The organism is Acinetobacter sp. YH16031, assembly GCF_013417335.1.
In the GTDB taxonomy this organism is placed as follows: Bacteria; Pseudomonadota; Gammaproteobacteria; order Pseudomonadales; family Moraxellaceae; genus Acinetobacter.
The window spans coordinates 40,078-63,598 of the sequence record NZ_VPED01000004.1 but is presented as its reverse complement, the minus strand read 5'-3'; the positions used below and the strand labels follow the sequence as shown (position 1 = coordinate 63,598).

Genomic DNA, 23,521 nt, shown 5'->3' with positions numbered 1-23,521 from the left:
TTATATCTAAGCATCACAATTGTTTAGCTATAGGAACAGTCTATGAAAATTAAATATTTAAAAACGACCCACGATTCCAATGTTGGGGATGTGAAAGAGATTCCTGATTTTCAGGCAAATGTATTGCTCAAAATTGGTGTTGCAGAGGTCTATACAGAACCGAAAAAAGCAGCACCAAAAGCAAAGAAAGAAGATAAAACCAAAGAATAGGATGTAAAGAATGGGCTTTTTCGGAAATTTATTTGGTAAAAAGAAATCCCTCCAAGGAGTCCATTCAAACCAAGGGTGGACTTCTTTATTTGTACACGAGCCTTATTCTGGTGCTTGGCAAAAGAACGATGAGCTGACCCGGGAAGATCTTGCAGCACATCCAGCAGTTTTCTCGTGTATTTCTTTAATCTCCCAAGATATTGGGAAAATGGGAATTTTGCTTAAAAAGCAGAAAGGCGAAATTTTAGTTAATGCCCCCATTCCTAAGGATCTGGTGGTTCTTAAACGGCCAAACCATTACCAGAACTGGCAGCAGTTTTTAGAGTTCTGGATGATCTGCCGAAAGCTCCGTGGTAATGCATACGGATTTAAGGTGCGTGATGTATTTGGGCAGGTAGTTAAAATTGTTATTTTAAATCCAGATCAAACAAAACCACTGATTAGTGATGATGGGCAAGTCTTTTACCAGCTCGGCGTAGATCGACTGAATGGGACAGAATCCGTTGTTGTTCCGGCTTCTGAAATCATTCATGATCGTGAAAACTGCCTTTACCATCCATTGGTTGGCATTCCTGCCATCACTGCGTATGGAATTTCAGCAGGACTTGGCTTAAACATTCTGAAAAATTCTAAAACCTCTTTTGGGAACATGAGCCGACCAAGCGGTATTCTGGTTGCACCTGGTGCGATTTCAGAAGATAAAGCACGTGCCATCGGTGCAGCATGGAATGCGAACTATACAGGCCAAAACATCGGTAAAACTGCGGTGCTCGGTGATGATTTGAAATATCAGCCAATCAGCATGACGGCTTCAGATACTCAAACGATTGAGCAGCTAAAAATGTCGAATGAAATTATTTGCTCAGTGTTACATGTGCCAGCGTTTAAGGTGGGTTATGGAACAATTCCGGCAGGGCAGAAGGTTGGTGATTTGAATGAAATCTATTTTTCTGACTGCCTGCAAAGTCCGGTAGAAGCTATTGAAAACCTGCTTGATGATGCATTTGATTTAAAAGCACGTGGCCTTGAAATATTCCTTGATGTCGATTCTCTACTCCGCATGGATAAAGAAACAAAAATGGGTATTCAGGAACGTGGTGTGAAAGCTTCAATCTTTACACCTAATGAGGCGCGTCAGCAGTTCAATTTAGAGCCTTTGGTTGGTGGTGACACGGTTTACATGCAGCAGCAGAACTATTCTCTTGAAGCGCTGTCAAAACGTGACCAATTGGATGATCCTTTTGGTAAATCCGCACCTAATACACCTCAAAATACCGAAAATTCAGACCAAAAAAGCCAATATCAAGGCATTTTTAAGGCTGAAAACCAGTATAAATCAGGCCAGTTTGTGACGCATAAAGGCTCATTGTGGCACTGTGAAAAGGATCATTCAGGCGAATTTAGCCATGAAAACTTCAAATTGGCGCAAAAGAAATGGGGTGAAGAATGAGTATCGTAAGTATTGAGACTCTAAAAGAGCATTTGCGCTATGACGATGATTCAAATGACACGATGCTTCAGGGTTATTTGGATGCAGCGGATTCGGTGGTGTTGAATTACATCACTGATGAGTTTGAATCTGATTACCCTAAAGCGATTCATCAGGCAATTTTGTTACTGTGTGGATATTGGGACCAGTACCGCAATGCTGAGCAGGAAATGCCGGTAAATGGCAACTTTATGCCGATGCCGGTACAAAGCCTGCTTTATCCATATCGTAAGCCTACAGCGATTTGAGGTGATCTATGGCCCAACGTGCCGGCGAACTATGCCACCGTGTAACGATTCAGCATAAAACCACGGTTTATGATGAATACAATTATGAAACCGAAGCTTGGACTGAATATAAGAAGCTCTGGTCTAAATTAGAATTCCTTTCTGTGAAAGATAGCTTAAATGCCAAGGCTGCCGGATCACAAACCACAGCCCGGCTAAAACTGCGTAAACGTAGTGATATTGACACTGGTATGCGCGTTTTGTTTGATGGCCAGACCTTTCAGATCGTTTCACCACCTAAACCAGACAACGAGAATGGTCGCATTTACATGACATTGGAGTTGTCATTAGTGGGGTAAGTCATGACGGTAGAAGTGAAGATTGAAGGCTTGGAGTCAGTTCAAGAGAAACTTAAAAGACTTGGCAATCCTCGCTTAATCAAAAATGCTGCTCGACGTTCAGCTCGTAAAGCTATGGCGATTGTCCGTGATGCAGCTCGAAATAATGCAAAAGCTCTGGATGATCCAGAAACCGCAGAAAAGATTTGGAAAAATATTGCAATTGCTGCCGGTAAAACCCGAAACCCAAATGAAGTGGTGATGCGTGTCGGTGTGCGGGGTGGTGCGTCATTTTCCAACCCCAATCCACCCGATACAATCGGTGGGGACACCAGACATTGGAGGTTTATTGAATTCCCTAGTGTTAATAATCCAGGAACCTCTTTTATGCGTCGAGCATTGCAAAATAACATCCAGCCTGTGACTGATAGTTTTGCTGGAAATTTCAGAAAAGAGATTGATAAGGAACTCGCCAAGTTATGAATATTTTACCCGTAGTTCCGACACTGAAAGCTAGTCCTGAAGTTACAACATTGCTTGGCACCAGCCCTTTAAAAGTCTGGGAAGATATTGCACCAAGTGGTACAGCATATCCTTATGCAGTCTGGTCGGTAGTCACAGCAAATCCTGAAAACCATCTAGATTGTCCGGCTAACCTTGATCATGTGTCATTCCAGATTGTGGTTTACGACACTCAGCAGAAAAGAGCATCCGATATCCGTGCTGCAATCAGAAAGGCTTTAGAGCCGCATTGCTATGTCACCAATATTCACCCGAACCATTTTGAGCGTATTGCTGACACCAATATTTTTGGTCGCGGCTTTGATGCGAATTGGTTTTTGGATAGATCATGAAAGATAAAATTATAGCAACGGTTGTTATTCTTCTGATTGCAGCTTTTGCCTGTCTTATGGTGTATGCCATCTGGCAAGAATCAACAAGCCCAAAAATGGAACTAAATAAGTCTGAATGGGAATGCGTAAAGACTGAAACGCGCATAACCAACGTCATTATTGGTGGCAAATTAATGCCACAATCAAATCAAGAATGCGTCGAATATAAACGCAACTAAATTCCAAATTTCCACATAGCACCCAACCGGGTGCTTTTTTTATGCCTAAAATTGAGGAGTAGCTACTCATGGCACGTATTAAATCAAATGGGACACAGATTTTTGCTGTTGTCAATGATGCGGTGGTTCGTTTCACTTGCCCAAAAGCATTTTCATTCGGTGAGGATTCGTTCTCAAAGATTGATTCAACCTGCTTAGACTCAGAGACCAAAGACTATGAGCGTGGTCTGCGTGATCCAGGCGAAGGTTCACTTCAAATTGATCTTGATGATGAAAACACAAGCCATTTAAAACTAATTGAGCTTGCCGATTCAGGTGAAAAAGTGAAGTGGTATGTAGGTTCAAGCCATTCTAAGACTGCACCAACCTATGAAGCGATTGCAGGTATTGACTTGCCCGAAGATCGTATTTGGTGGTCGTTTGAGGGTTATATCAACCCAGCCGCACCAACAATTGAACAAGATGCATTAGTTGGCTATACGTTCACCCTTGTTCGTACTTCACCAGTTGTTACAACTCCACGAGTGGTGACTCCATAATGAAGAAAGTAGACATTTTAAGCTTTTCAACAGGAAGCACTGTGCAACTTGTTGAGAAGCAGATCGAATTCACAATTGATGGTGAGGATTTTTCATCTGAGGTGCTTGTTAAGCGCCTTAGTTATGATGAATCTGTGGGCATCACCCGCGGCAAAAACCTAGACAAGCTACTCATGGCTGACTTGGTGAAGATGCGCATCCTTGCCACGATCTACAACAAAGACACGCAGCAGCCGCTATTTGCTAGTCTTGATGAAGTCGGCAAATCAGCACCGCAAATTATGGATGCATTGCATCGTGCTAGTGATGATGTAAACGACTTTGTGGGAAAGCAGCAGATGAAACATTTGAAGAAAATGAGTTCTGGTGCGAACTCGTCATCAATGGAATCGGCGGACGCACAATAGAAGAAGCTAAGAGAAACATTAGTGTTTCTGAATTGGCTAAATGGCGAGTCTATCGAAAAAAACGAGGCTCGCTTTTTATTGGTCGTCGTGTAGAGCAAGCCATTGGAAATCTAATGGCTACATACCTAATCTCTAAGGGCGCTAAAGATGTAAAAGCACAGTCATTTATGCCGCATGAGGAGCAACCACAGGAAATGTCGCTTGAGGAATATATGCTTCAAACATACGGTGGTGAGTAAGGAATCGACTTAGGTCGGTTTCTTTTTTAACAAATAGTTAGTATCTTGTTCTAAATTATAAATTTGGGGCAGGGTATGTGGGAAATAATTATAATTGGACTATTATTCTGTTGTTTTATCGCATGGTTAGTTTTCAGTGGGAATAACCTTAAAAATATTTCAGCTACTGAATTAAAGGGCAGCGCCAATACAAGTGGTCAGCAAGAATCGGTACCAATACCTAAAACCACAAACAAAATACCAACAATACCTACTTTGGAGCAAAATATTCAAAATAGAAAGGAGCGGCCAATTCAAAATAAGGCTACACGCTCTAAGGTTTTCTTCGCTTGGGGGCGTATGTATGATTTTGATGTGGTTGGCGAAAGTAACTACCAAAATAATTTAAGCACTCTTTGTGGGTCAAAAAATGAAAAAAGCAAATTTATGGAAGAGGTTGCATGTTTACAAAGAGAGCCAAACAATCGCCATGACCCTAACGCTGTTGTGGTAAGAATAAAAGGAATGGTCGTAGCGTATTTATCAAGGTCGGATGCTAAGAAATTTACAAATGCTTTAAAAAATAATGGAATAGAAGAAGATAGCTTTATTTTTATTAGAGCTGCAATTGTCGGCGGCTGGAAAAGAGGGGGCAGCATTGGGAATTTTGGTGTTAAACTGGATATGCCAGAATATTCCAAATTAAAATACTGCCTATCCGAAATTTCACTTGATGATGCGGATGAAAAGCTAAAAGAAATCCCATTAACAAGCCAACAAAAGCAAGAGCTAAAACAACTCAACATAAAGCAAGATAGTAATGTGACTTATTTCAGTTTTAATGAATATTTAAGCCATAAGATTAATGAGATCAAAAAAAACGATCCAGAACTTTATGCAGCGTGGGTTTCTTATTCCGAAGAAGTGAATTTAAAAAATGAAATTTACGAATTTTGGAGTGATAGGGATGAGTTGGAGGCTTTTGATATTAAAAAGCCTAGCAAAACTGAATTGAATAAAGCTATTACAGAATTGCTAGAGACAGGCAAGTCTTTGGATGAAATTATTGACGACCCTGACTTATTGTTTGAGTTGTTAGTAGAAAATAACCCTGATCTAGAGAAATAGTTTCAATGAAAAAATTATTAATCTTAACCATGCTGATTGCTGGATTTGCACATGCTGATGATTCTGAGCAGCGAATTTCTGAATTAACAAAAGTATTAGAAAGTGGCAGCTATTCACAAGACGATACTATCAGACCAAAGAGAAAAAACCTTCCACAACTTAACGCAGAAGTAGAGTACGGTTGGATGGTTTCTTGTAAAAAAGACATATTTGATGGCAAAAAGATATGTTATGCGCATCAATATGGTAATGAATTAATGGTTAGCATTATCAATGGTAAGTTGGGGGTTTTTGTCGGAAGAAACCATTTCCCTAGAACCAAGAGCGCAATTAAAATAGATGGCAACCAGACAATATATGGCTATGAGGGTGTGAGCCAAACACCACAAAAAGTTGTAGAGCAGATGAAAAAAGGAAAGATCGCACACACTAGATACCAAGAATGGCCTTACGAGTACAACAAAGACGGTGAGGTTGATTTGTCAGGTTTTGCTGAAAAGTACGATGAAATGGTGAAACAGTATCAAGCACTGTAACAACTAATAAACACACAACACCCCGCATTTTGCGGGGTTTTTTATTGCCCAGAGGTTTATATGAGCACCAAACTTGGAACATTAACTTTAGATTTAATCGCCAAGATTGGCAACTTTACTGAGCCTATGAAAAAGGCAGGTGATACTGCACAACGCGAAACTAAGCGAATTGAATCGAGCGTATCATCTGCCTCAAAAGCCATTGCGGGGTTGGGTGCTGCTGCATTGGCTGGCTTGACGGTTGGCTCTGTAATCAATATGGCAGATGAATACACGCAGATGGCTGCGCGTATCCGAAACGCCACTGCTGATACCGCCGAATATGACATGGTTCAGAAGCGTTTACTTGAAACAGCTAACGGCACATATCGCTCCCTTAGCGAAGCGCAAGAAGTGTATTTGTCGCTTGCGGGCGGCATGAAGTCACTGGGCAAAACTACAGAACAAACGCTGAATGTTGCTGATTCGCTATCTTATGCGTTTGTTGCAAATGCTGCACGTACAGACCAAGCACAAAGCGCGATGGATGCCCTGAATAAATCCATGGCGAAAGGCAAGATTGATGCAGACGCATGGATTAGTATTGTTTCAGCAGCTGACAATGTTATTGCTGATATGGCGAAGGTGACAGGAAAAACCGAAGCTGAAATTCGACAATTAGGTGCTACAGGGAAAATTGCATTAAGCGATCTATTAACAACGCTTGAAGTGACTAAAGATGCAAACCAAGCATTAGCAGATAACATGGAAAACAGCCTTGCCGATGGTTTGCAAAAGGTGCGCAATTCATTTAGTGCATTTGTTGGCGAGATTAACGTCACTTATGGTGTGACAAGCAAAATGGCTGGCGCACTAAGCATCTTGGCTGACAATTTGAATGTTGTTGCAACAGCGGGGGCGGTTGTTGCAGTAGCTATGGGTTCGCGCATGGTTGTTGAGTTTGGTAAAACCAACGCAGCAATGCTTGCAAATACCATAGCAACCAGAAACAAGGTTTTGGCAGATTATGAGCGCGCCAAAGCAGACTTAGCTGCAACTGCTGCAATGGTTCAATCCATGGGACCAATGAACGCACAGACTGCTGCAATGATGTCAAATGCTGCCGCAGCATATCAAAAAGCAGCCGCAGCAAAGGCAGCAGCGCTCTCAATGGGGACTTTAGCCACCGCAGGACGTGGAGCATTGGCGCTTTTTGGTGGACCAATCGGCTTAGGTTTGACTGTAGCTACTGTTGCGGCAAGCTATTTACTCATGCGTGATAACACGGATAAATCAACCGAGTCTTTACGTGCAAACAATCAAACTGTAGCGGATGCAGTACAAAAGTACAAAGAGCTTGGCGAGGTCAAGCAGCGTGAACAATTGGTTGTTGAAAAAGAACAACTCGCAGCGCTGAATGATGAATATGATAACGCTGCCTCTAAGCTTGTTTCATATAGCTTAAAGGTCGCCCGACATAGCGACATGACAAGAGAGCAGGCTAGAGAAGTATCCGCCCTTGCTTTGCAATACAAGTCAGGTGCAATAACGCTTGAGGATTTTAGCCGCTCGATTAACAGTAATAAAAACATCACTCAGCAAGCAAAAGATGAATTTAATTTGTTCGCTGGGTCTGTCAAGACCGCTGGCGATGAGGCGGGTAAGCAAAATAGTTTAATCGCGCAACTTGAATCAACCTTATATGGTGTCGCTAACGGTGGGGATGCTGCGGCAGGTGGTATTCGCAATGCAACCAATGCACTTTCCGAATTTGCGCAACAAGCACAACAATCAGGTGCTATTGCTAAGGCGACCAATACGATTATTAGCAAAGGCTATAGCCCGAAAGTGGCAGCTGATCTTGCGGAGCTGGCTGTTAAAAATGGCAAGGTAACTCGCGAAGAGGCAGCCGCCATTATTTTTAAGCATCGTGAGCAAGAAAAGCTCAATAAAACCGTTGAGGCATACAATAAGACTCATGCCACATCGGCAGTGCGCTCAAGAACAAGAACCGCCGCTGCAAGAGAGGAAGCAAAAGCTCAAAATGAGTTAAATAGAACCCTCGAAGAACAGAAGCGAATCGTCTTTGAATACTCATCTATCGATGACCAGCGAAAGTTGGCACTTACAGATGAGATAAGCAGACTTCGTAAAAACGGAATGGGTCAATACATAGCACTAGCAGAAGCTCGTTACGCAGAGGAAAAAAAGCTTGCTGAAATGCAATTTGCTTGGGAGGTTGCGGAACACAGGCTCACAGAAAGCCAAAAACTTTCGTACTCTTTTAATATTAAAGAGCAAGAGATTTTAGCAGATGCAAAACTAACCAAGGTGCAAAGGGAAGCAAAACTTCAAGCGCTTGATGAACAATATGCAATCGAGCGTAAGATGCTGCAAATCAGCCAATCTAAAGAATTGCTTGAAGCAAAACGTCACTGGATGACTGCTGAAGATTATGCCCGTGATTACTACGCAATAGTCCGAGAGGAAATCCTTAACACAGCTGAATACTCACCAGAGATGAAAAACGCTTTGGTAAAGCAAGCCAATATTCAGCAAGGCATGGAACAAAATGCTGAACGTGAAGGTGTATGGGAAGATTACAAATCCATGATGGGTTTGGATAAATCGCCATACCAGCAAGATATGGATTTACTTGCTGAAGCACGCAAGCAAATGCTGATTACAGAGGAGGAATATCAGCAGCAAAGACTTCAAATGCAAATGGCGTATGGTGCTCAATATGGTGCCGACTTTGCCGGCATGATGATGGGCCTTGTGGATTCCTCAAGTTCTGCTTATGCAATTCTTGGCGGTATTCAGAAGGGAGCAGCTTTATTCTCAACTGCTATGAATAGTTACACGGCTATTTCGGCAGCTTGGGCATCAGCACCTTTCCCATACAATTTGCCAGCCGTTGCAATGGCTACAATGGAAACAGGGTTATTACAGGCAGCCGTTTCGGCACTTACTCCAGTTGGTTATGCGGATGGAGGATTTACCGGATATGGTGGTAAATATGAGCCTGCCGGTATTGTCCATAAGGGAGAAGGTGTCTTAACTCAAGAAGAGATCGCTGCATTGGGTGGGCCGTCAGGATTCTATGCGCTTCGCCAATCTATTAAGAATGGTTTTGCAGATGGTGGTATAGCCTTAGATGCTCCGAAAGTCTTAAGTTTTGATAAAGGACAGGGTGCTGGGAAATATATAGCTGAGGCCCGTGAAAGTAATTCATCACCAAACGTCAATCTAAACCCAAACTTTGTCATCGTAGATGAGCGCGAAAAACTCGGGGATTACCTGTTTGGACCAGATGGCAAGAAAGCCTTTGTGAAATTCTTTAAACGAAACCAACGCGAACTAGGATTTGCATAAGCTCACTTCGGTGGGCTTTTTCTTTTCATACATGAGGACAAAATGAAAATACAAACGTCATATGGCGAGGTGCATGTATTAACAAATTGCCCTCTACTAGATTCAACTGAAAGTCTGGAATGGATGACCGAGGTTCATGAGTCATTTGATGGTTCTGAAATCCGCTATCCACTACGTGATGCACCGCGACAAGTTCTAAATTTTAAGTACACAGCAATGCGTAAAGCTATGGGTGATCTGTTTCACATGCTCTATGCCAATCTACGCAAACAATGGGGCATTCCGCTGCGCCAGGTAAAACGAGTCATTCCAGATATTGTTGATGATGATTACATTATTCTCGATGCAGCAGACACCATAGCCGACCTCAGAGTCGGTTTTGCTTTTATTGAGAGCAGTGAAGGTGCTCAGGTGGTCGAGATCATTGATCGTGGCCGCTACATCATTATCCAGGAAGAAGTCCGGGACCCGGAAACGGATGAAGTGATTCAGGAACTCGAAACTGAATATCAGGATGGCTTTCGACTTGCTGAAAACATCACAGCGACCAATGCTGTGATTATGCCACTGCGGATCTGCATCATTGATGGTGATGCCTCAATCAATGCTGGTGGCTTTTGGTCAAATACTTCAATCGTTTTTCGGGTGCTGGCTGAGGATTTGCCAGAACATGAGGGTGACATGCCAGAGCAATACAAGGGCGAGGATATTTACTGGAAGCCCTTGCTGCTTGATGGCGACTCACTGGAAATAACACTGACCCAGCATCAGAACATTGTGGATGGTGCGGTGGGTGGTTTTCAGCCATATACCCATCACGAGAAGCCAAAATACTTAAAGCCTTTTAGATCATTACTAAAAACATGGTTCGAATACCATGAGTATAAACACTTTCTATTTCGCCGGTCCGGGCGTTCACGTGCTTTCTGGATGCCTTTGTATGAGCAGCATCTCAATATTCTGAATACCGGGAATATTACTACCAGTCTGGTTGTAGATAACCAATATATTATTGAAGCTAATCGTAAGCATATTGCAGTCAAACGCAAGGATGGCACTTGGTCAGCGCACGAAATCACTGGCCGAACAAGCGGTTTATTTACGGTTTCACCGGCAATCAACGCCCAGCGAAAAGACATTAAAAGCATTTGTTACCTGGGGCTGCATCGCCTTGATGCTGATCAGATCGAATTTCAATTTTTAGGTGCCGGAAAATCACAAGTCACCGTTCCAGTCGTGGAGATTGATAACTAATGGCACGTTCAGAACTTTATCAATTTACACATGGGAACAAGCAGTGGTATTTCACCAGTGCACGCAAAGCGATCATTCATAATGACATCACATATTACCCGGTGCGCGGTTTAAGCCGTGGAAATATTGAAGATGCCGATATTGATAAGTGCGAAGTCGAGCTGACTTTTCCGCATCCGTATCCATTATTCAATGGTGCTGACGATAATTTCACTCAGGTCTTTCTCAACAAGATTTATCTGGAATCAGTGTATTTCACCTTAATCGAACTGGATGGATCTGAATCACTGGTCTTGTTTAAAGGCCGGGTAACCCAGCCAAAATTCGATGACCGTGACAATACGATGACATTGGTCTGTTCGACCGCAGAAAGTTTTATGCGTCGCAAGATCTTGACCCGTAAATATCAGCGCACCTGTCCGAATACGATTTATGACAAGTACTGCGGTCTTGATTTTAATGAATGGTCATTTGATGTAACGGTGACTGCGATCAATGGCCTTAGTGTGACTTTTGCTGTCAGTCCGACTCAAGTCAAAGATGATGAAGGCAATCTGGTATTTGAACAGATCCCGGTACTCGATGAGCTAGGCCAACCTGTTTTGGATGGTCTGGGTAATCCCACTTTTGAAGATGGTGATCCGGTCATGGAAATCAAATCATACGCACCTGGTTGGTTGAATCGCGGTGTGCTGAAAAAGGACGGTGTTTTTACTTTCATTACAGGTAATGGTGTAAATGGCAGTATTCGCATGTACCGCCAGCACATCGGCTTAAAAGTCGGCGATGAAGTACGAGTGGCACCGGGCTGTGATCAGTCACTGAAAATGTGTCATGAAAAATTCAACAACCATAAGCGCTTTGGCGGCCATCCAAATATGCCGACCGAAAACCCGTTAGAAACTCAGTTGATTAAGTAGGATAAAAATGAATATTGATATTTTATTGGCTGGTTTTGATGCAACTCAGTTGCAGCACTTAGATGCAATTATTTGGCTCGCGGTTGGTATTGGGCTTGCTGCTCTATCTGTAGCGGTCGGTGTCTACACCTTCCTCGAAATGAAAAAGATGCAGAAAAAGAACCAACCTAAACCAAATCAGCTTGATGGCACGATTGCGGATGAAGGTATTTCATTTCACGACATTGCTGGCAGTCCGCATGTGCATGCCAATATTACGGATATTTGGGATAAATCCACTCAAGCGATTAAATCCAAGTCAGGTAAGAAATGAAAATTTATATGTCCGATATTCGAAAAGCAAAAATGTGCTCGGGCGGAACCCGGGCATTTTTTTTACGCCAAGGTTGGGATTGGCAGGATTTCTTGAAAAATGGTCGAGATGCTCAGGACTTTATTGATACAAACGATGCAATGGCTTTGCAAGTGGTAGAGGTGGCGAGAAATGGGAAAAAGTAGTTCGCAGGTTGTTGGGTATCGCTATTACGCAAAGTTTGCAGCTTTTATTGGTAATCGAATTGAGAAATTAATTGCGATTAACTTTGATAATAGAAAATGGCTTACGCGAAGACCAGGGGAATCAGAACCTAATTTAGCAGTGTATGCACCAAATCTGTATGGTGAGAATGAGGGTGGGGTTAATGGTCTTATCGATGTTTTTATCGGCTACCCAAATCAGCAGCCAAGTGAAGTCTATCAACAATATTTTCCGCTAGTTTCAGGCTATCCGTATCAGTCCTATTTGGTTTTTCATGGCGGTTCAGACAACAAAGGTTTTTACCTTGGCAACTCAGGCTACATGAAAGAGATGCTGCTTTGGGTGAAGCGTACGCGCGTTAGAAATGACGGGCGTGAGCAGTGGTATGAAGTTCGCGGGGATGGGGCGGTTGTTTGTGAGATTGGTGCTTTTGAGAGGGAGGGTCAAGGCTTAAAACCAACAAACGCCAAGCACATTGATATTTCATTTAATGTTAACTGGTCTTATAGTCCAGGTGAGCGGAGAAGTGATGGATTTCAGCAGGCTTTGGATAGGGTTTACACAGAAGATGATTCTTTTGGTAACAACCAGATATCATACGCTCCTGGCACTGAATATGGTTTTAGTGAGTCGGATAACCCATTGCTTTTTAATGCTGAAGTCGTCTTTGGAGATTGTGAAGGCGGCATAGTTGCTATATTTGAAGCTGAGTTCGGGAATGTTGGCGGAAGACCATTTATACCTGGTTTGTTCTCCGCAAGTTTTAGTGCTGACAATGTTAGATCTGAAATTATTCCCGGCACTCGCACCGTTCGATGGTATGTTGATATTAAAAATAAGAGATCTGTTTCTGCAAATATTACTGGAAATTTATTTCCTGAGCAAAACTCAAGCGGTTATTTTTTTAATCATTCTGCAAGTTTTGTAGGGTTTTATCAGTATGAAATTATTCCAAATAATGGCGCAACAGGATCTGATATAAACCCGATTCATAAAATCCGTGAAATTTTAACCGACGATACCGCAATGGGTAAGCCGGAATCCGATGTGAATAATGTAAATTTCATGAAAGCAGCGGATCGCATTTATGATGAAGGGCTTGGTATTTCATGGGCGATTGATGAAAAGTCATGCATCGAAGCCATTGAAGAGCTCTGTTATCATATAGAAGCTGGAATCCGCGTAAATCGACAAACTGGTTTATATGAGGTGGTCTTATTTCGTGACGATTGGCTTGAAGAAAATGAAATCCATGATATTGCTGAAAATAGAATCAAGGATTTATCTCTTGAGGTTATGAATAGTGATGACATTGTGAATCAACTCAATGTTACTTATTACGACCGTGAACGTATTAAGAATTCTACTTTTTCAGTTTATGAAAACGGCTCAATTTTAACGATGGGGCATGCAAATGCCGAATCCGTCGAATTTCCATATTTCATGAATATGCGCAATGCCGAGATTGTGGCGAACTGGAAGTTAAAGCAGTTTTCCACACCAGCATGGTCTGGCAGCTTCACAACTGGCTGGAAAGAGGCGCGGAAATGGAACCGCTATGACCTGATTCGATTGCCGTGGTCGAGCAAGTGGAATGGCACTATTCTAGTAAGAATCATGAAAATCAATCTTGGAAATGGTGCTGATAATACTGTAACGATTGATTTTGAAGAAGTGATTCCGTATTCAGGCGAAATGAATACTTCGATTGTAGTTGATGCTCCGGTTGAATCAGCACCACAGCCACCGCAGCCAAGCATGAACGCAGTATTTGAAGCCCCGTATTATTTAACTGTGCTCCGCGCAGGTCAAACAAATGCTGATTTGGAATTATCTAATAATCCAGACATTGGCTATGTCGCAGCAATTGCAGCAAAACCGCAAAGTAACTCGCTTAACGCCTTGTTATATACGGATGGTGGGGTGGGTGAGTTTGAGCAAGTTTCTCGTCTTGATTACTGCGATATTTTGCAGCTCGATCAGCCAATTATTGAAACGACTTCAGCATTCACGGTTGCTGGATCATTAACTCAAACCGCAAACTCAAATAACTTGATCTTGTTAAATAATGAGTTAATGGGCTTTGTGAGTTTTGATGACGAAACCAAGGTCTTAACTGTGAAACGCGGTGTGCTAGATACAGTTCCTAAAAAGCATAGCGGCGGATCTTTGTTTGTTTTTGACCTGCCTGATGTGGCTTTTGATTCTACGCAGTATGCGGACGGTGAAGTTGTTGAGGCCCAGGTATTAACAACAACACCGAGCGGGCTTCAGGATTTACTGGAAACCGGGCAAAGTATTGAAATCAAATCTCGCGCAATCCGTCCTTATCCGCCAGCCAACGTCAAAATCAATGGTGAGTATTGGCCTGAAGAAATTGAGACCGATTTAATTATCACATGGTCTGATCGAAACCGCATTCAACAGACTGGCGGCACACCGCTAGGCTGGTTTGACAGTAGTGTAAATATTGAACCCAACACCCAGACGCATTTAATCCTATCCCAGCTTGATGAAAATCAAATTGAATTAGCGACCTCAAATGCAAATGTCACAGGAGTTAACACCTTTAATTTCTCTATTGCATCAATGCAACCTGATGCAAGAACGGTTGAACTTACTTTAAAGACTGTGCGTGATGGATATGAGTGCTTGAATCCATTTGTGCATACAGTTGAGTTATCTCAATTCTTTAGCGCACCTTATGACTTAACAGTTGAGTTTAAAAATGACTAACAGACTCGAATTAAATTGGAAATTAGATGGCTTTGTTGATGAGCAGCGTTATTACTGTTCTGAAACAGCCATTGATATCGAAAACCCACCACCACCAAAGGTTGTGCTTGATGGTAGTGATAGATCATATATAGATGGAGATATTGATGAAGATAAAAACTACAACGTGTGTTTCAGTTCAGTAAAAAATGGAATTGAGAAATTTAGCTCAATTATTCAGGTTTCTACTTTTCCTAATGTGCCATTCCAATATGTAGTTTCTCTGCTCAACTTCGAAAATGGACTGGTGGACGTAACCGGTAAGCGAATCTGGACTTCATCGGATGCCAATGTTGCAAAAGTTGTAGATACTGACCATATGTGGGGTAGTAAAGCATTAAGTATTTTAGGAACTACGCTTGGAAAATACATATATACAGCCGACAGCGAAGATTTTTGGTTTGGCGCACAGGACTTTGGTATTGAGGCTTCAATTCGACTTTCTTCAAACAATAATTTCCACACAATTTTAAGTCAAAGGGCAGATAACGGCTTAGCGCAGTCTTTTTGTTTTTATTACTTTAATGGCGCAATAAATTTTGAGTATTCCATTAATGGTGGTTCTGTCATAACAGTATCAGCACCGATTACACTAACAACTAATATTAAATATGATGTGCAGTGTGTAAGAGAAGGTGCAAGCCTTAAGATTGCTGTAAATGGCATTGAGTTAATTGATCATAATGTCGGAATGGCATCATTATTTAACTCAAACCAACCTGTTGTGGTCGGCCAATTAAACTCTAGCTTGCAAGGCGGTTATTTAAATGGATACATTGACGAGATTAGAGTTACAAAAGGTTTTGCTCCACCAATAAAGGCAAAATCAAGAGCGTTTCCAACATCATAACCATAGCACCTCCAGGTGCTTTTTTATTACCAAAATTTAGGGGGCGCAATGTCCAACGATTATTCAACTGATCCGCCACCAATAACACCAAGTCAGCTTTACGCAATTTCAGACAACATCAATCAGTTGCGGCAAAGCATGGAAAAGTTGGCTGATGTGCCTCAAAAGATCGACCGAATGAGCATGCAGTTTGATCAGCTTCAGGAAAAGCAAAAACACCTGGATAACAACCTGCAACAGGCAAAAGGGGATTTTGAAGCAGATCTAGACCGAACAAAATCAAGTATTCGAGCTGATATAAAGCAGCTGCGAATGGATGCTGAGGTCAAGCACAAAGAAGTCGATATGCAGATTCGGGTGCTGCATGAAAGTAAAACCAAAATAGATAGTGTGACCAATCTGGTCCGCTGGGGCGGGATTGCAATCATAGGTGTCTTTGCTGCCGCCTGGAACAATCAAACTGCCAAAACTGACACAGTGAACACTCAGACAATGGCAAATAGCCAGTCCATCCAAGTTCTTGAAAAACAATCCGACCAACTTTTAAGAACGGTTGAAGAAATCCGCAACAAACTTTATGAACGAAACATGAGAGAGGAAAAATGAAATTAATCCAAGAAAGTGCACTTCAGTACTTATCCGTAAAGCTCCCACTACTGGGGGCTTTTTTAATGCTTGCAGTTTTAGTTATTCAGTGGGCATTAGACTTTAATTTTATCCCTGAACAATATGCGCCTTTTATTATTGGGACTGTATTGCCAGCTCTAAGCTGGTTAGGCCGTAAAATTGCACAGCCACAATTGCACAACCAGTCTTTGAGATTCGCCACCATTACAGCAGGGCACAGTAATACAGACCCCGGTGCAGTAAACGGCAAAATTAAAGAAGCGGATTTGGTGACTAACTTCCGAAATGCAGTGACTCATTATTTGTATGAAGCTGGATTGCAGGTCAAAACCGATGGCACTGGCACCAAGAACGACCCATTGTCTGCTGCGGTAAAGTTAATTCAAGGCTCAAGTGTTGCGGTAGAATTCCACATGAATGCTGCGGCATCAAAGCAGGCGAATGGCATTGAAACGATTGCACTACCCAAAGACAAGAAACTAGCACAGGACTTATCCAAAGCTGTAGCCGATGCATTAGGCAGTAGATTACGTGGTGACAATGGTTGGATTGATCAAAGTAAATCTGCACGTGGCCGTTTAGCGTACGTAAATGCTGGTGGTTTGATTGTAGAGCTTGGTTTTATCTCAAATGAAGATGAACTTGCCCGATTCAATGCGCGTTACTGGTTGGCTGCTAAGGCTGTGGCTAATATCCTAATTAAATATAATAATGCCCTCACATGAGGGCTTTGTTTTTTACTTAAATAAATAATTATTAGTTGCACAGCTCATTCGATTAAGATGAATGCGGGTGTGGGAATTGATTGAAATATAATTTCATTTTTCAATGTATTGAGAGCGCAGTTCTTATTGTATAGGATGTAATTTTAATCACCTCTTAATGAAAAGATTATGAGAAAAACATCAATTGATGAATTATTAGAAGATGTTAAGGAAACCTACCAAACAATATCTTCGTACAAAAAGATTTCGAGACCCAAAGTTAAGTCCATTTTAGAGCATTTGCGAAGTTGTCTAGAGTATGCAGCCCAAGATATTAATGCGAAATTAAGCACTCCAAAGGCACGATTCTATTTCCCTTATGGAGAAACGCTTACAAAATTAGAAGAATCTGCGCAAAAGAATTTACCTTTGCTGAGAGTTGAACGCCCAGAAATTTTTGATGAAATAAAAAAATTACACAACTTCGAGAATAATAATTCCTGGTTAAAAATTTTTTGCGATTTAACAAATTATACAAAACATAAAGATGGACTTGACATAAAAAGTGATCAGGAAGTTGTAAATTCTGTTTTAGTCTCTGCTGGAGGCGTAAATCTTTTGCGAGCCTCTGGGCAGTCATCAAATATTGTGTTCAAGGGATGTCGAGTTAATGGCGTATTGATGGATGATTTTATAGTAAACAATGGCAATGTGGAGGTCACTAAAAAGGGTGATATCCCCATTAATTTTAGAATAACAAAAGATAGAAAAATTTTAATAGGTGAAAATCAAATGGATTTGTTGCCTTTTTTGGATACATGTATTACCAATATTGATTCTTTTATAAAAACTCTCTATGAAAAACTTTAAATCTTAATTGAATATTGTGTTTCTAAAAATCCATTAACAAGAGTAAGCCCTTGTAAAAAAACAAGGGTGTTTATTTCAGTGGTACGTTTAATGATAAATCAACTCAAAATGTTTTGGAATTTATCAATTTGAGTTATTGTTTACTAATGAGATTCAACCCTTCCTATTTTACCTAAACCCCACCCAGACTTTTTCCTAAAAATCCTTCCATTCTTTATCGTGTGCTCTATGTAAAAGTAGGTCCATGTTTTCATTTTTCCATCCATTCTTTTTATTTCAAGATGAGTGATATAATAAGCATAAACAAGAAGTTGTTAGCTGTGGATAACTTTAGGTTTACGCCAGATTTACGCCGATTAGTTCTAATTATTTGATCTATATAAATAAAAAGCCCCATGGTTAGGGGCTAGTCGTATGCACATCTGAGGCACATACTGTAAGAGGCTCATCTCATACTGAGCGTATTAAAGCACATTAACCTATCAATAGCCATTTAAATCATCTTTAGGCAGATAACTGTTGCTCAATGACTGGCCATAAGTTTTGATGTGAATTCTTGAACATCAGCATATGGCCAATCCCTTTATGACCATATTCTTGGGGCTTTAGCTCAATCATTTCTGTTACTGCTTTTGGATATAAGCGCAACAAGTCTTTGACATTCGCTTGAGTGGCGATTTCATCATCCGAAGCCCAGATTGATGTGATCGGGCAGGTGATCTGGGCATGATAGTCATGTGCTGGTGCGATCTTTTTGCCAATCGCATTGATGACATAACCCGGTCTACTACAAAATTCTGCCCATTCACGTGCCACATCTTTTGGCAGGTTTTCACCCATTCCAATGGCTTGGGTTGGGCCATAGCCTTTGGTGATACGTGCCAATGGGAAAATGATATTGAACATCACTGGCGCTAGTAATTTGGTGCGGCCCCTTAAACCTTTAATATGACCAGTCGATCCGGCAATTGCCACGACTTTTTCCACTTTGGCATAGTTTGGGACAATACCCAGAAGCTGTCCACCAGCACTATGACCGAGTAAGATGACCTTTGCTGCCTGAGTTTTAGCTAATAGCGCATCAATTGCAGCCGGAATGTCCAGTTGTCCCCATTGCACAATACTGGCTTTAGACTGCTTAACCGAACCTTTTAAAGATTCCCCAATACCTCGAAAATCAAATACCAGCATTGCATAACCCTGAGTTTGCAGCCAGCAGCTAAAACTATGATAAAACTGTTTGGTAATGCCAGTCGCAGGGCAGATTAATATAGGAGATTTCTTGCATTCAGCATCAGTGACTGGATAAAAACGTGTACTTAATTGATAGCCATCCTGGCACTTTAGAGTCAATGTTTCGAATTCAGACATGGGCTACACTATATTTTTGAATCAGAATGAATGCTTAAATTTACCTGACTTCTTCAAAGAAACTTGTTAAAACAATGACTAAAAAGTCAGTACGATGATAAAAACGGAATGAAATTATGCAGGGAATAGAACTTGATCTGGCAGTAAAGATCGCGATTATTTTTAGTGGAATATTCTTATGGGTGGGAATGTTAACTGGGGTATGGAAATATTGGCAAATCCGTCAGTCTGTCAATTCACGGGCGCATTATTATGTGGATATTGCGCATCGCAGCAGTCTGCTTTATGCACCTGCGACATTGATTCTGGCAGTATTGGCTTATTATTCAACACTATCTTCGCAGATTAATTTGGTCTGTGTATTGATCAATATTCTTTTTTTCAGTTTCTCGATTGGTGCTTATATCTTGCATGGGTTTTTGAAAGACACCACTAATCAGTTTAAGCGACCGCATCAACTGGGTAAATTTCAGTTGCCGGGTGTGCTTATGACTTTGGCAATGGTCAGTTTGATTATTGCGGAATTGGGAGGGACGGGTGTGCTTGTTTATGGGGCAGCGATCGGATTATTTTAATTTTTAATGGTTGATTTTATTTTTTGAGCCTATTGCTCAATTCTTTTCTACCAGATGGATGACTGGCCAGATCATCCACTGGGGTATAAATTTATTAATAAATTATCGGTATTTCTGGTCAATCACAGCCCATAAGAAAAAGGCTGCCGAGACAATCAAGGCATAACCGACGTACTCAAATTTTAAATTGCCTTGAATTAAACAATGCACAATCAAGGTCAGCATAAGCGCAACCGTGGTGCTCAAGAAAGTCACCAGATTGGTATTTGCCTTAAGAGCGTCAATGAAGACTTGCTTTTTGAAATGTACTGATAACATCTCCATCCCTCCCGTTTATTTGTATTATTGAAGAGTAAATCTTATTGATTTAGTCTGAATTGAATATACAGTTGTACTTCTTAATTTCAACCTTTGCAACTATTTAAGTGAACTTTAACAGTTAAAAAAGGCCTCCTTTAGTCGTATTACTGTACTTATCAATGATTGCATCCGAATCATCATCTTAAACATTTCAGCGAGGGCAGTCCGGCTGAAGTGTGCAAGTGATCATTCATTGCTACCATAGGGAAAAGCAAATTCTACGCCAAAGATTTGTAGAGATAATCCAGAGAATGTAAGTCTATGTAGGATGATGAGGGTGAGTTGGTTTAATCAGGAAACAATATGTTTAAAAAACAGTAAAATAGCGAGTTGTGTTGATCTTCTGCTAAAGAATGAAAACGGAAGTAAGAAAGAAGCTAATTAAAATAATTGATTAAAAGTTTATAAAGTATTTTAAAATTTAATGTGGCTGTGACCAAGAATAGAGGGTGTAAACAATAAATGCCGGTTTGGGTAAAACCTGACAGATATTGATCACGCTAAAACCGGATTTTGGGTAAAAATACGATTTTTATGACCTCTTAGAAAGATTAATTTCTGATGCGGTCAATCACAGCGGCAATGACAAGAACAATAAAAGATGGAATCAGCCATGCCATATTTTGTTCAGAAAGCGGTAAGTTCTGTAGCAATTCAGGTAATTCAAGACCAGCAACTTTAAGCCCATCAAAAACACCGAAAATAAATGCAACCAGTGTAGTCGGTGCAACAACTTGAGCAGGCTTTTTAAAGAAATGACCGCAGAAGCTTAGCAGGATCACTGCAATCGCAGGCGGATAAATCGCGCTCAATACAGGCACAGAAACGGCAATTAGTTTGGTCAAACCAAGATTTGAAATCACCAGCGAGAAGCCGACCAGTACAAAGACAAAGGCTTTATAAGGCAGTTTGGTAATAGAGGAGAAGTATTCAGCACATGCACAGGTTAAGCCAATCGCAGTCACCATGCAGGCAACAAAGATCATGGTGGCAAGGAAATAAGCACCCATATCACCAAAAGCATGTTGTACATAGGCATGCAGAATAATCGCACCATTCGCAGCATTAGGGGCAACATCGTGACTACCTAGGCCTAGTTTAAACAGGCTGAGATAAACCAGAGTTAGACCAATCCCTGAAATAATCGCTGCATTGACTGCATATTTGGTAATCAGCTTGCGATCCGTTACACCACGAGAGGTAATTGCACGCACAATCACAATACCAAAGACCAATGCGCCTAAGGTATCCATGGTCAGATAACCATTAACGATGCCTTCAGTGACCGGGCTTGTAACATAGTTACCCACTGCAGCAGGTGGTTTGCCGGCAGGAATCAATACTGCAGCACCGCCTAAAATGATCAATGCGATAATTTTTACCGGAGACAGGAAATAACCAACCGTATCCAAAATCTTATTTGGATAAAGGGAAACCAGAGTCACTACAGCAAAATAGATCACACTATAGATCAGCAGATTGCTAGGTGCATTGCCAAAGTATGAAGAGAAGCCGATTTCATAAGAAACGGTTGCAGTACGTGGTGTCGCAAATAAAGGTCCAACCGTCAGATAACACACGACAGTCAGTAAAAGACTGGCAGCTTTACCTAAAGGAGAACTTAAGATCTGGATTGAACCTTCAACACGTGACAATGCCACGATGGTGATGACAGGTAGGCCAACTGCCGTAATCAGGAAACCTAGGGCAGCTAACCATACATGCTCACCGGCTTGTTGAGCCACAATCGGTGGAAAGATAATGTTGCCCGCACCAATGAACAGTGCAAAGGTCATAAAACCTAAGGCCACAATATCTCTTGTACGGAGACTTGTCATAGAGGGAGAACAGATAAATAAAAGAAAGCGATTTTAGTGTATATATGATGATTTTTGGAGTTTAATTTAATGCTGAAAGCCTTGATTTTACTGATCTTGACGATCGGATAATGTGAACTTTAAAAGCTTGGTAGAAATATATCTTTGATATTCAGTTGAAAAAAATATAATTTATTTTTAAATAAATAAATCATTTAGGCTCCATTTCATCATTTTAAGCTTATTGTTTGTATAAATAAGCAGCATTGAGATTCTCTAGAGCAAGTTTTAAGAATTGTCATGCAGAGCGAACAAATGCGCATCTTGGCTGAAAAAGGACTATAATTTCCCGATTCACCTTGAGGATAGATCCATGCGAGCTCCAGCAATTACTCTGAAAACCGAACAAGATATCGAAAAATTACGTATATCTGGGCGTTTGGCTGCACAGGTTTTGGAAATGATCGGGGAGCATGTCAAGCCGGGTGTCACAACTGAATATCTGGATGACCTTTGTCATGATTTTATTGTTAATACGCTAAAAGTGACGCCAGCTAATATTGGCTATTATGGTTATACCAAAACCACCTGTATTTCACCGAATGAAGTGGTTTGTCATGGTATTCCATCTCCGAATACGGTCTTGCAAGATGGCGATATTATTAATATTGACGTTGCGATCATTAAAGACGGTTATTTTGGCGATACCAGTCGAATGTATTATGTCGGTACACCAACTCCTGAAGCCAAACGTCTGGTCGAAACCACTTATGAAGCTATGGTTGCCGGGATTCATGCCGTTAAACCGGGCGCAACCCTAGGCGATATTGGTTATGCAATCCAGTCTGTTGCACAGCGTGAAGGCTACACCATTGTGCGTGAATATTGTGGTCATGGGATTGGTAAAATTTATCACGAACAGCCAAACATTCTGCATTACGGACAACCAGGTCAGGGCATCAAACTGGTACCCGGTATGGTCTTTACCATTGAACCTATGGTCAACATGGGTAAAGCACGTGTTAAAGAGCTGAAGGACGGCTGGACAGTGGTTACTGCAGATAAATCCTGGTCAGCTCAATGGGAACACATGGTAGTTGTAACCGACACAGGTTTTGAGCTGTTATCGCCGTGGCCAGAAGGTACAGGCGAGTATCCGGAAATTTAAATTATTTTTCATGTTATGCATTGAAATACAGTAGCTTACATAAATTACAGCTTGCTTGCTCTTGGTGACGAAAGCCTACAAAACACTACATGAAGAAGTGGTTTAGCCAGCCAAATCTTCTTAATCTATTTATGGTTAGTTGATGTTTGCTTTGTTAGATGTCTGATTGCTGTATATTAGATTTGGCTTGGCGGT

Annotated in this window: 27 protein-coding genes; 24 read left to right on the top strand and 3 right to left on the bottom strand. The window is 41.2% G+C overall.

Features of this window, described 5'->3' with window-relative positions:
• Positions 1-42: 42 nt before the first annotated feature.
• The 22 genes from FTV31_RS03090 to FTV31_RS02985 all read left to right on the top strand — a co-directional run bounded on the left by FTV31_RS03090 (position 43) and on the right by FTV31_RS02985 (position 18,035).
• Positions 43-210, top strand: coding sequence for a hypothetical protein (locus FTV31_RS03090; RefSeq protein WP_005145897.1), 168 nt, complete (start codon positions 43-45; stop codon positions 208-210).
• A 10-nt stretch (positions 211-220) separates the two neighbouring features.
• Complete coding sequence (locus tag FTV31_RS03085) at positions 221-1,660, top strand: phage portal protein (RefSeq protein WP_180012948.1); 1,440 nt, start codon at positions 221-223, stop codon at positions 1,658-1,660.
• Positions 1,657-1,947, top strand: a complete 291-nt coding sequence (locus FTV31_RS03080) for a head-tail connector protein (RefSeq protein WP_180012947.1) — start codon at positions 1,657-1,659, stop codon at positions 1,945-1,947. Before FTV31_RS03085 ends, FTV31_RS03080 begins: the two co-directional genes overlap by 4 nt.
• Before the next feature lie 8 nt (positions 1,948-1,955).
• Positions 1,956-2,285, top strand: a complete 330-nt coding sequence (locus FTV31_RS03075) for a phage head closure protein (protein WP_180012946.1) — start codon at positions 1,956-1,958, stop codon at positions 2,283-2,285.
• A gap of 3 nt (positions 2,286-2,288) precedes the next feature.
• Entirely contained in the window at positions 2,289-2,747 is a 459-nt protein-coding gene (locus tag FTV31_RS03070; RefSeq protein ID WP_180012945.1) for an HK97-gp10 family putative phage morphogenesis protein, read from the top strand.
• Positions 2,744-3,118: a DUF3168 domain-containing protein gene (locus tag FTV31_RS03065; RefSeq protein ID WP_180012944.1), complete on the top strand. Its 375-nt coding sequence runs from the start codon at positions 2,744-2,746 to the stop codon at positions 3,116-3,118. Before FTV31_RS03070 ends, FTV31_RS03065 begins: the two co-directional genes overlap by 4 nt.
• Positions 3,115-3,336 (top strand): hypothetical protein, encoded by a 222-nt coding sequence (locus FTV31_RS03060; RefSeq protein ID WP_180012943.1) that lies wholly within the window; start codon positions 3,115-3,117, stop codon positions 3,334-3,336. Before FTV31_RS03065 ends, FTV31_RS03060 begins: the two co-directional genes overlap by 4 nt.
• A 68-nt stretch (positions 3,337-3,404) precedes the next feature.
• Positions 3,405-3,875, top strand: coding sequence for a phage tail tube protein (locus FTV31_RS03055; RefSeq protein WP_180012942.1), 471 nt, complete (start codon positions 3,405-3,407; stop codon positions 3,873-3,875).
• Positions 3,875-4,282 carry a phage tail assembly chaperone family protein, TAC gene (locus FTV31_RS03050; protein ID WP_180012941.1) on the top strand — a complete coding sequence of 136 codons (408 nt, stop codon included), beginning with the start codon at positions 3,875-3,877 and terminating at the stop codon, positions 4,280-4,282. Before FTV31_RS03055 ends, FTV31_RS03050 begins: the two co-directional genes overlap by 1 nt.
• A 113-nt stretch (positions 4,283-4,395) precedes the next feature.
• Positions 4,396-4,521 carry a hypothetical protein gene (locus FTV31_RS17500; protein WP_306669702.1) on the top strand — a complete coding sequence of 42 codons (126 nt, stop codon included), beginning with the start codon at positions 4,396-4,398 and terminating at the stop codon, positions 4,519-4,521.
• 75 nt (positions 4,522-4,596) lie between these two features.
• Complete coding sequence (locus FTV31_RS03040) at positions 4,597-5,628, top strand: HIRAN domain-containing protein (protein WP_180012940.1); 1,032 nt, start codon at positions 4,597-4,599, stop codon at positions 5,626-5,628.
• Positions 5,629-5,633: 5 nt separating this feature from the next.
• Positions 5,634-6,164: a hypothetical protein gene (locus FTV31_RS03035; RefSeq protein WP_180012939.1), complete on the top strand. Its 531-nt coding sequence runs from the start codon at positions 5,634-5,636 to the stop codon at positions 6,162-6,164.
• Positions 6,165-6,224: 60 nt separating this feature from the next.
• Positions 6,225-9,518 carry a tape measure protein gene (locus FTV31_RS03030; protein ID WP_180012938.1) on the top strand — a complete coding sequence of 1,098 codons (3,294 nt, stop codon included), beginning with the start codon at positions 6,225-6,227 and terminating at the stop codon, positions 9,516-9,518.
• Between the two features lie 42 nt (positions 9,519-9,560).
• The gene (locus tag FTV31_RS03025; protein WP_180012937.1) at positions 9,561-10,772 is read left to right on the top strand and encodes a hypothetical protein; all 1,212 of its coding nucleotides are present in this window, start codon (positions 9,561-9,563) and stop codon (positions 10,770-10,772) included.
• Positions 10,772-11,692 (top strand): phage BR0599 family protein, encoded by a 921-nt coding sequence (locus FTV31_RS03020; protein ID WP_180012936.1) that lies wholly within the window; start codon positions 10,772-10,774, stop codon positions 11,690-11,692. The genes FTV31_RS03025 and FTV31_RS03020 overlap by 1 nt, the downstream gene beginning before the upstream one ends.
• A 7-nt stretch (positions 11,693-11,699) precedes the next feature.
• A complete protein-coding gene (locus FTV31_RS03015; protein ID WP_180012906.1) occupies positions 11,700-12,005 on the top strand; it encodes a hypothetical protein in 306 nt (101 codons plus the stop codon).
• Between the two features lie 8 nt (positions 12,006-12,013).
• Positions 12,014-12,190, top strand: a complete 177-nt coding sequence (locus tag FTV31_RS03010) for a hypothetical protein (protein ID WP_257227137.1) — start codon at positions 12,014-12,016, stop codon at positions 12,188-12,190.
• Positions 12,177-14,945, top strand: a complete 2,769-nt coding sequence (locus tag FTV31_RS03005; protein ID WP_180012934.1) for a phage tail protein — start codon at positions 12,177-12,179, stop codon at positions 14,943-14,945. Before FTV31_RS03010 ends, FTV31_RS03005 begins: the two co-directional genes overlap by 14 nt.
• Entirely contained in the window at positions 14,938-15,834 is an 897-nt protein-coding gene (locus FTV31_RS03000) for a LamG-like jellyroll fold domain-containing protein (RefSeq protein WP_180012933.1), read from the top strand. Before FTV31_RS03005 ends, FTV31_RS03000 begins: the two co-directional genes overlap by 8 nt.
• A 48-nt stretch (positions 15,835-15,882) precedes the next feature.
• A complete protein-coding gene (locus FTV31_RS02995) occupies positions 15,883-16,440 on the top strand; it encodes a hypothetical protein (RefSeq protein ID WP_180012932.1) in 558 nt (185 codons plus the stop codon).
• Positions 16,437-17,186: an N-acetylmuramoyl-L-alanine amidase gene (locus tag FTV31_RS02990; protein ID WP_180012931.1), complete on the top strand. Its 750-nt coding sequence runs from the start codon at positions 16,437-16,439 to the stop codon at positions 17,184-17,186. The genes FTV31_RS02995 and FTV31_RS02990 overlap by 4 nt, the downstream gene beginning before the upstream one ends.
• A 168-nt stretch (positions 17,187-17,354) precedes the next feature.
• The gene (locus tag FTV31_RS02985) at positions 17,355-18,035 is read left to right on the top strand and encodes a hypothetical protein (RefSeq protein ID WP_180012930.1); all 681 of its coding nucleotides are present in this window, start codon (positions 17,355-17,357) and stop codon (positions 18,033-18,035) included.
• A 504-nt stretch (positions 18,036-18,539) separates the two neighbouring features.
• Here FTV31_RS02985 and FTV31_RS02980 read toward each other — a convergent pair.
• The gene (locus FTV31_RS02980; protein ID WP_180012929.1) at positions 18,540-19,406 is read right to left on the bottom strand and encodes an alpha/beta fold hydrolase; all 867 of its coding nucleotides are present in this window, start codon (positions 19,404-19,406) and stop codon (positions 18,540-18,542) included.
• A 116-nt stretch (positions 19,407-19,522) separates the two neighbouring features.
• On the opposite strand from FTV31_RS02980, the gene FTV31_RS02975 reads away from it, so the two are divergent.
• Complete coding sequence (locus tag FTV31_RS02975) at positions 19,523-19,981, top strand: hypothetical protein (protein WP_180012928.1); 459 nt, start codon at positions 19,523-19,525, stop codon at positions 19,979-19,981.
• Between the two features lie 102 nt (positions 19,982-20,083).
• Here FTV31_RS02975 and FTV31_RS02970 read toward each other — a convergent pair whose 3' ends face one another.
• Positions 20,084-20,299 (bottom strand): hypothetical protein, encoded by a 216-nt coding sequence (locus FTV31_RS02970; RefSeq protein WP_004783783.1) that lies wholly within the window; start codon positions 20,297-20,299, stop codon positions 20,084-20,086.
• 593 nt (positions 20,300-20,892) lie between these two features.
• Positions 20,893-22,179 carry a branched-chain amino acid transport system II carrier protein gene (gene brnQ, locus FTV31_RS02965; RefSeq protein ID WP_180012927.1) on the bottom strand — a complete coding sequence of 429 codons (1,287 nt, stop codon included), beginning with the start codon at positions 22,177-22,179 and terminating at the stop codon, positions 20,893-20,895.
• A gap of 352 nt (positions 22,180-22,531) precedes the next feature.
• Here brnQ and map point away from each other — a divergent pair, with 352 nt between their 5' ends.
• The gene (gene map / locus FTV31_RS02960; protein ID WP_180012926.1) at positions 22,532-23,326 is read left to right on the top strand and encodes a type I methionyl aminopeptidase; all 795 of its coding nucleotides are present in this window, start codon (positions 22,532-22,534) and stop codon (positions 23,324-23,326) included.
• Positions 23,327-23,521: the final 195 nt, after the last annotated feature.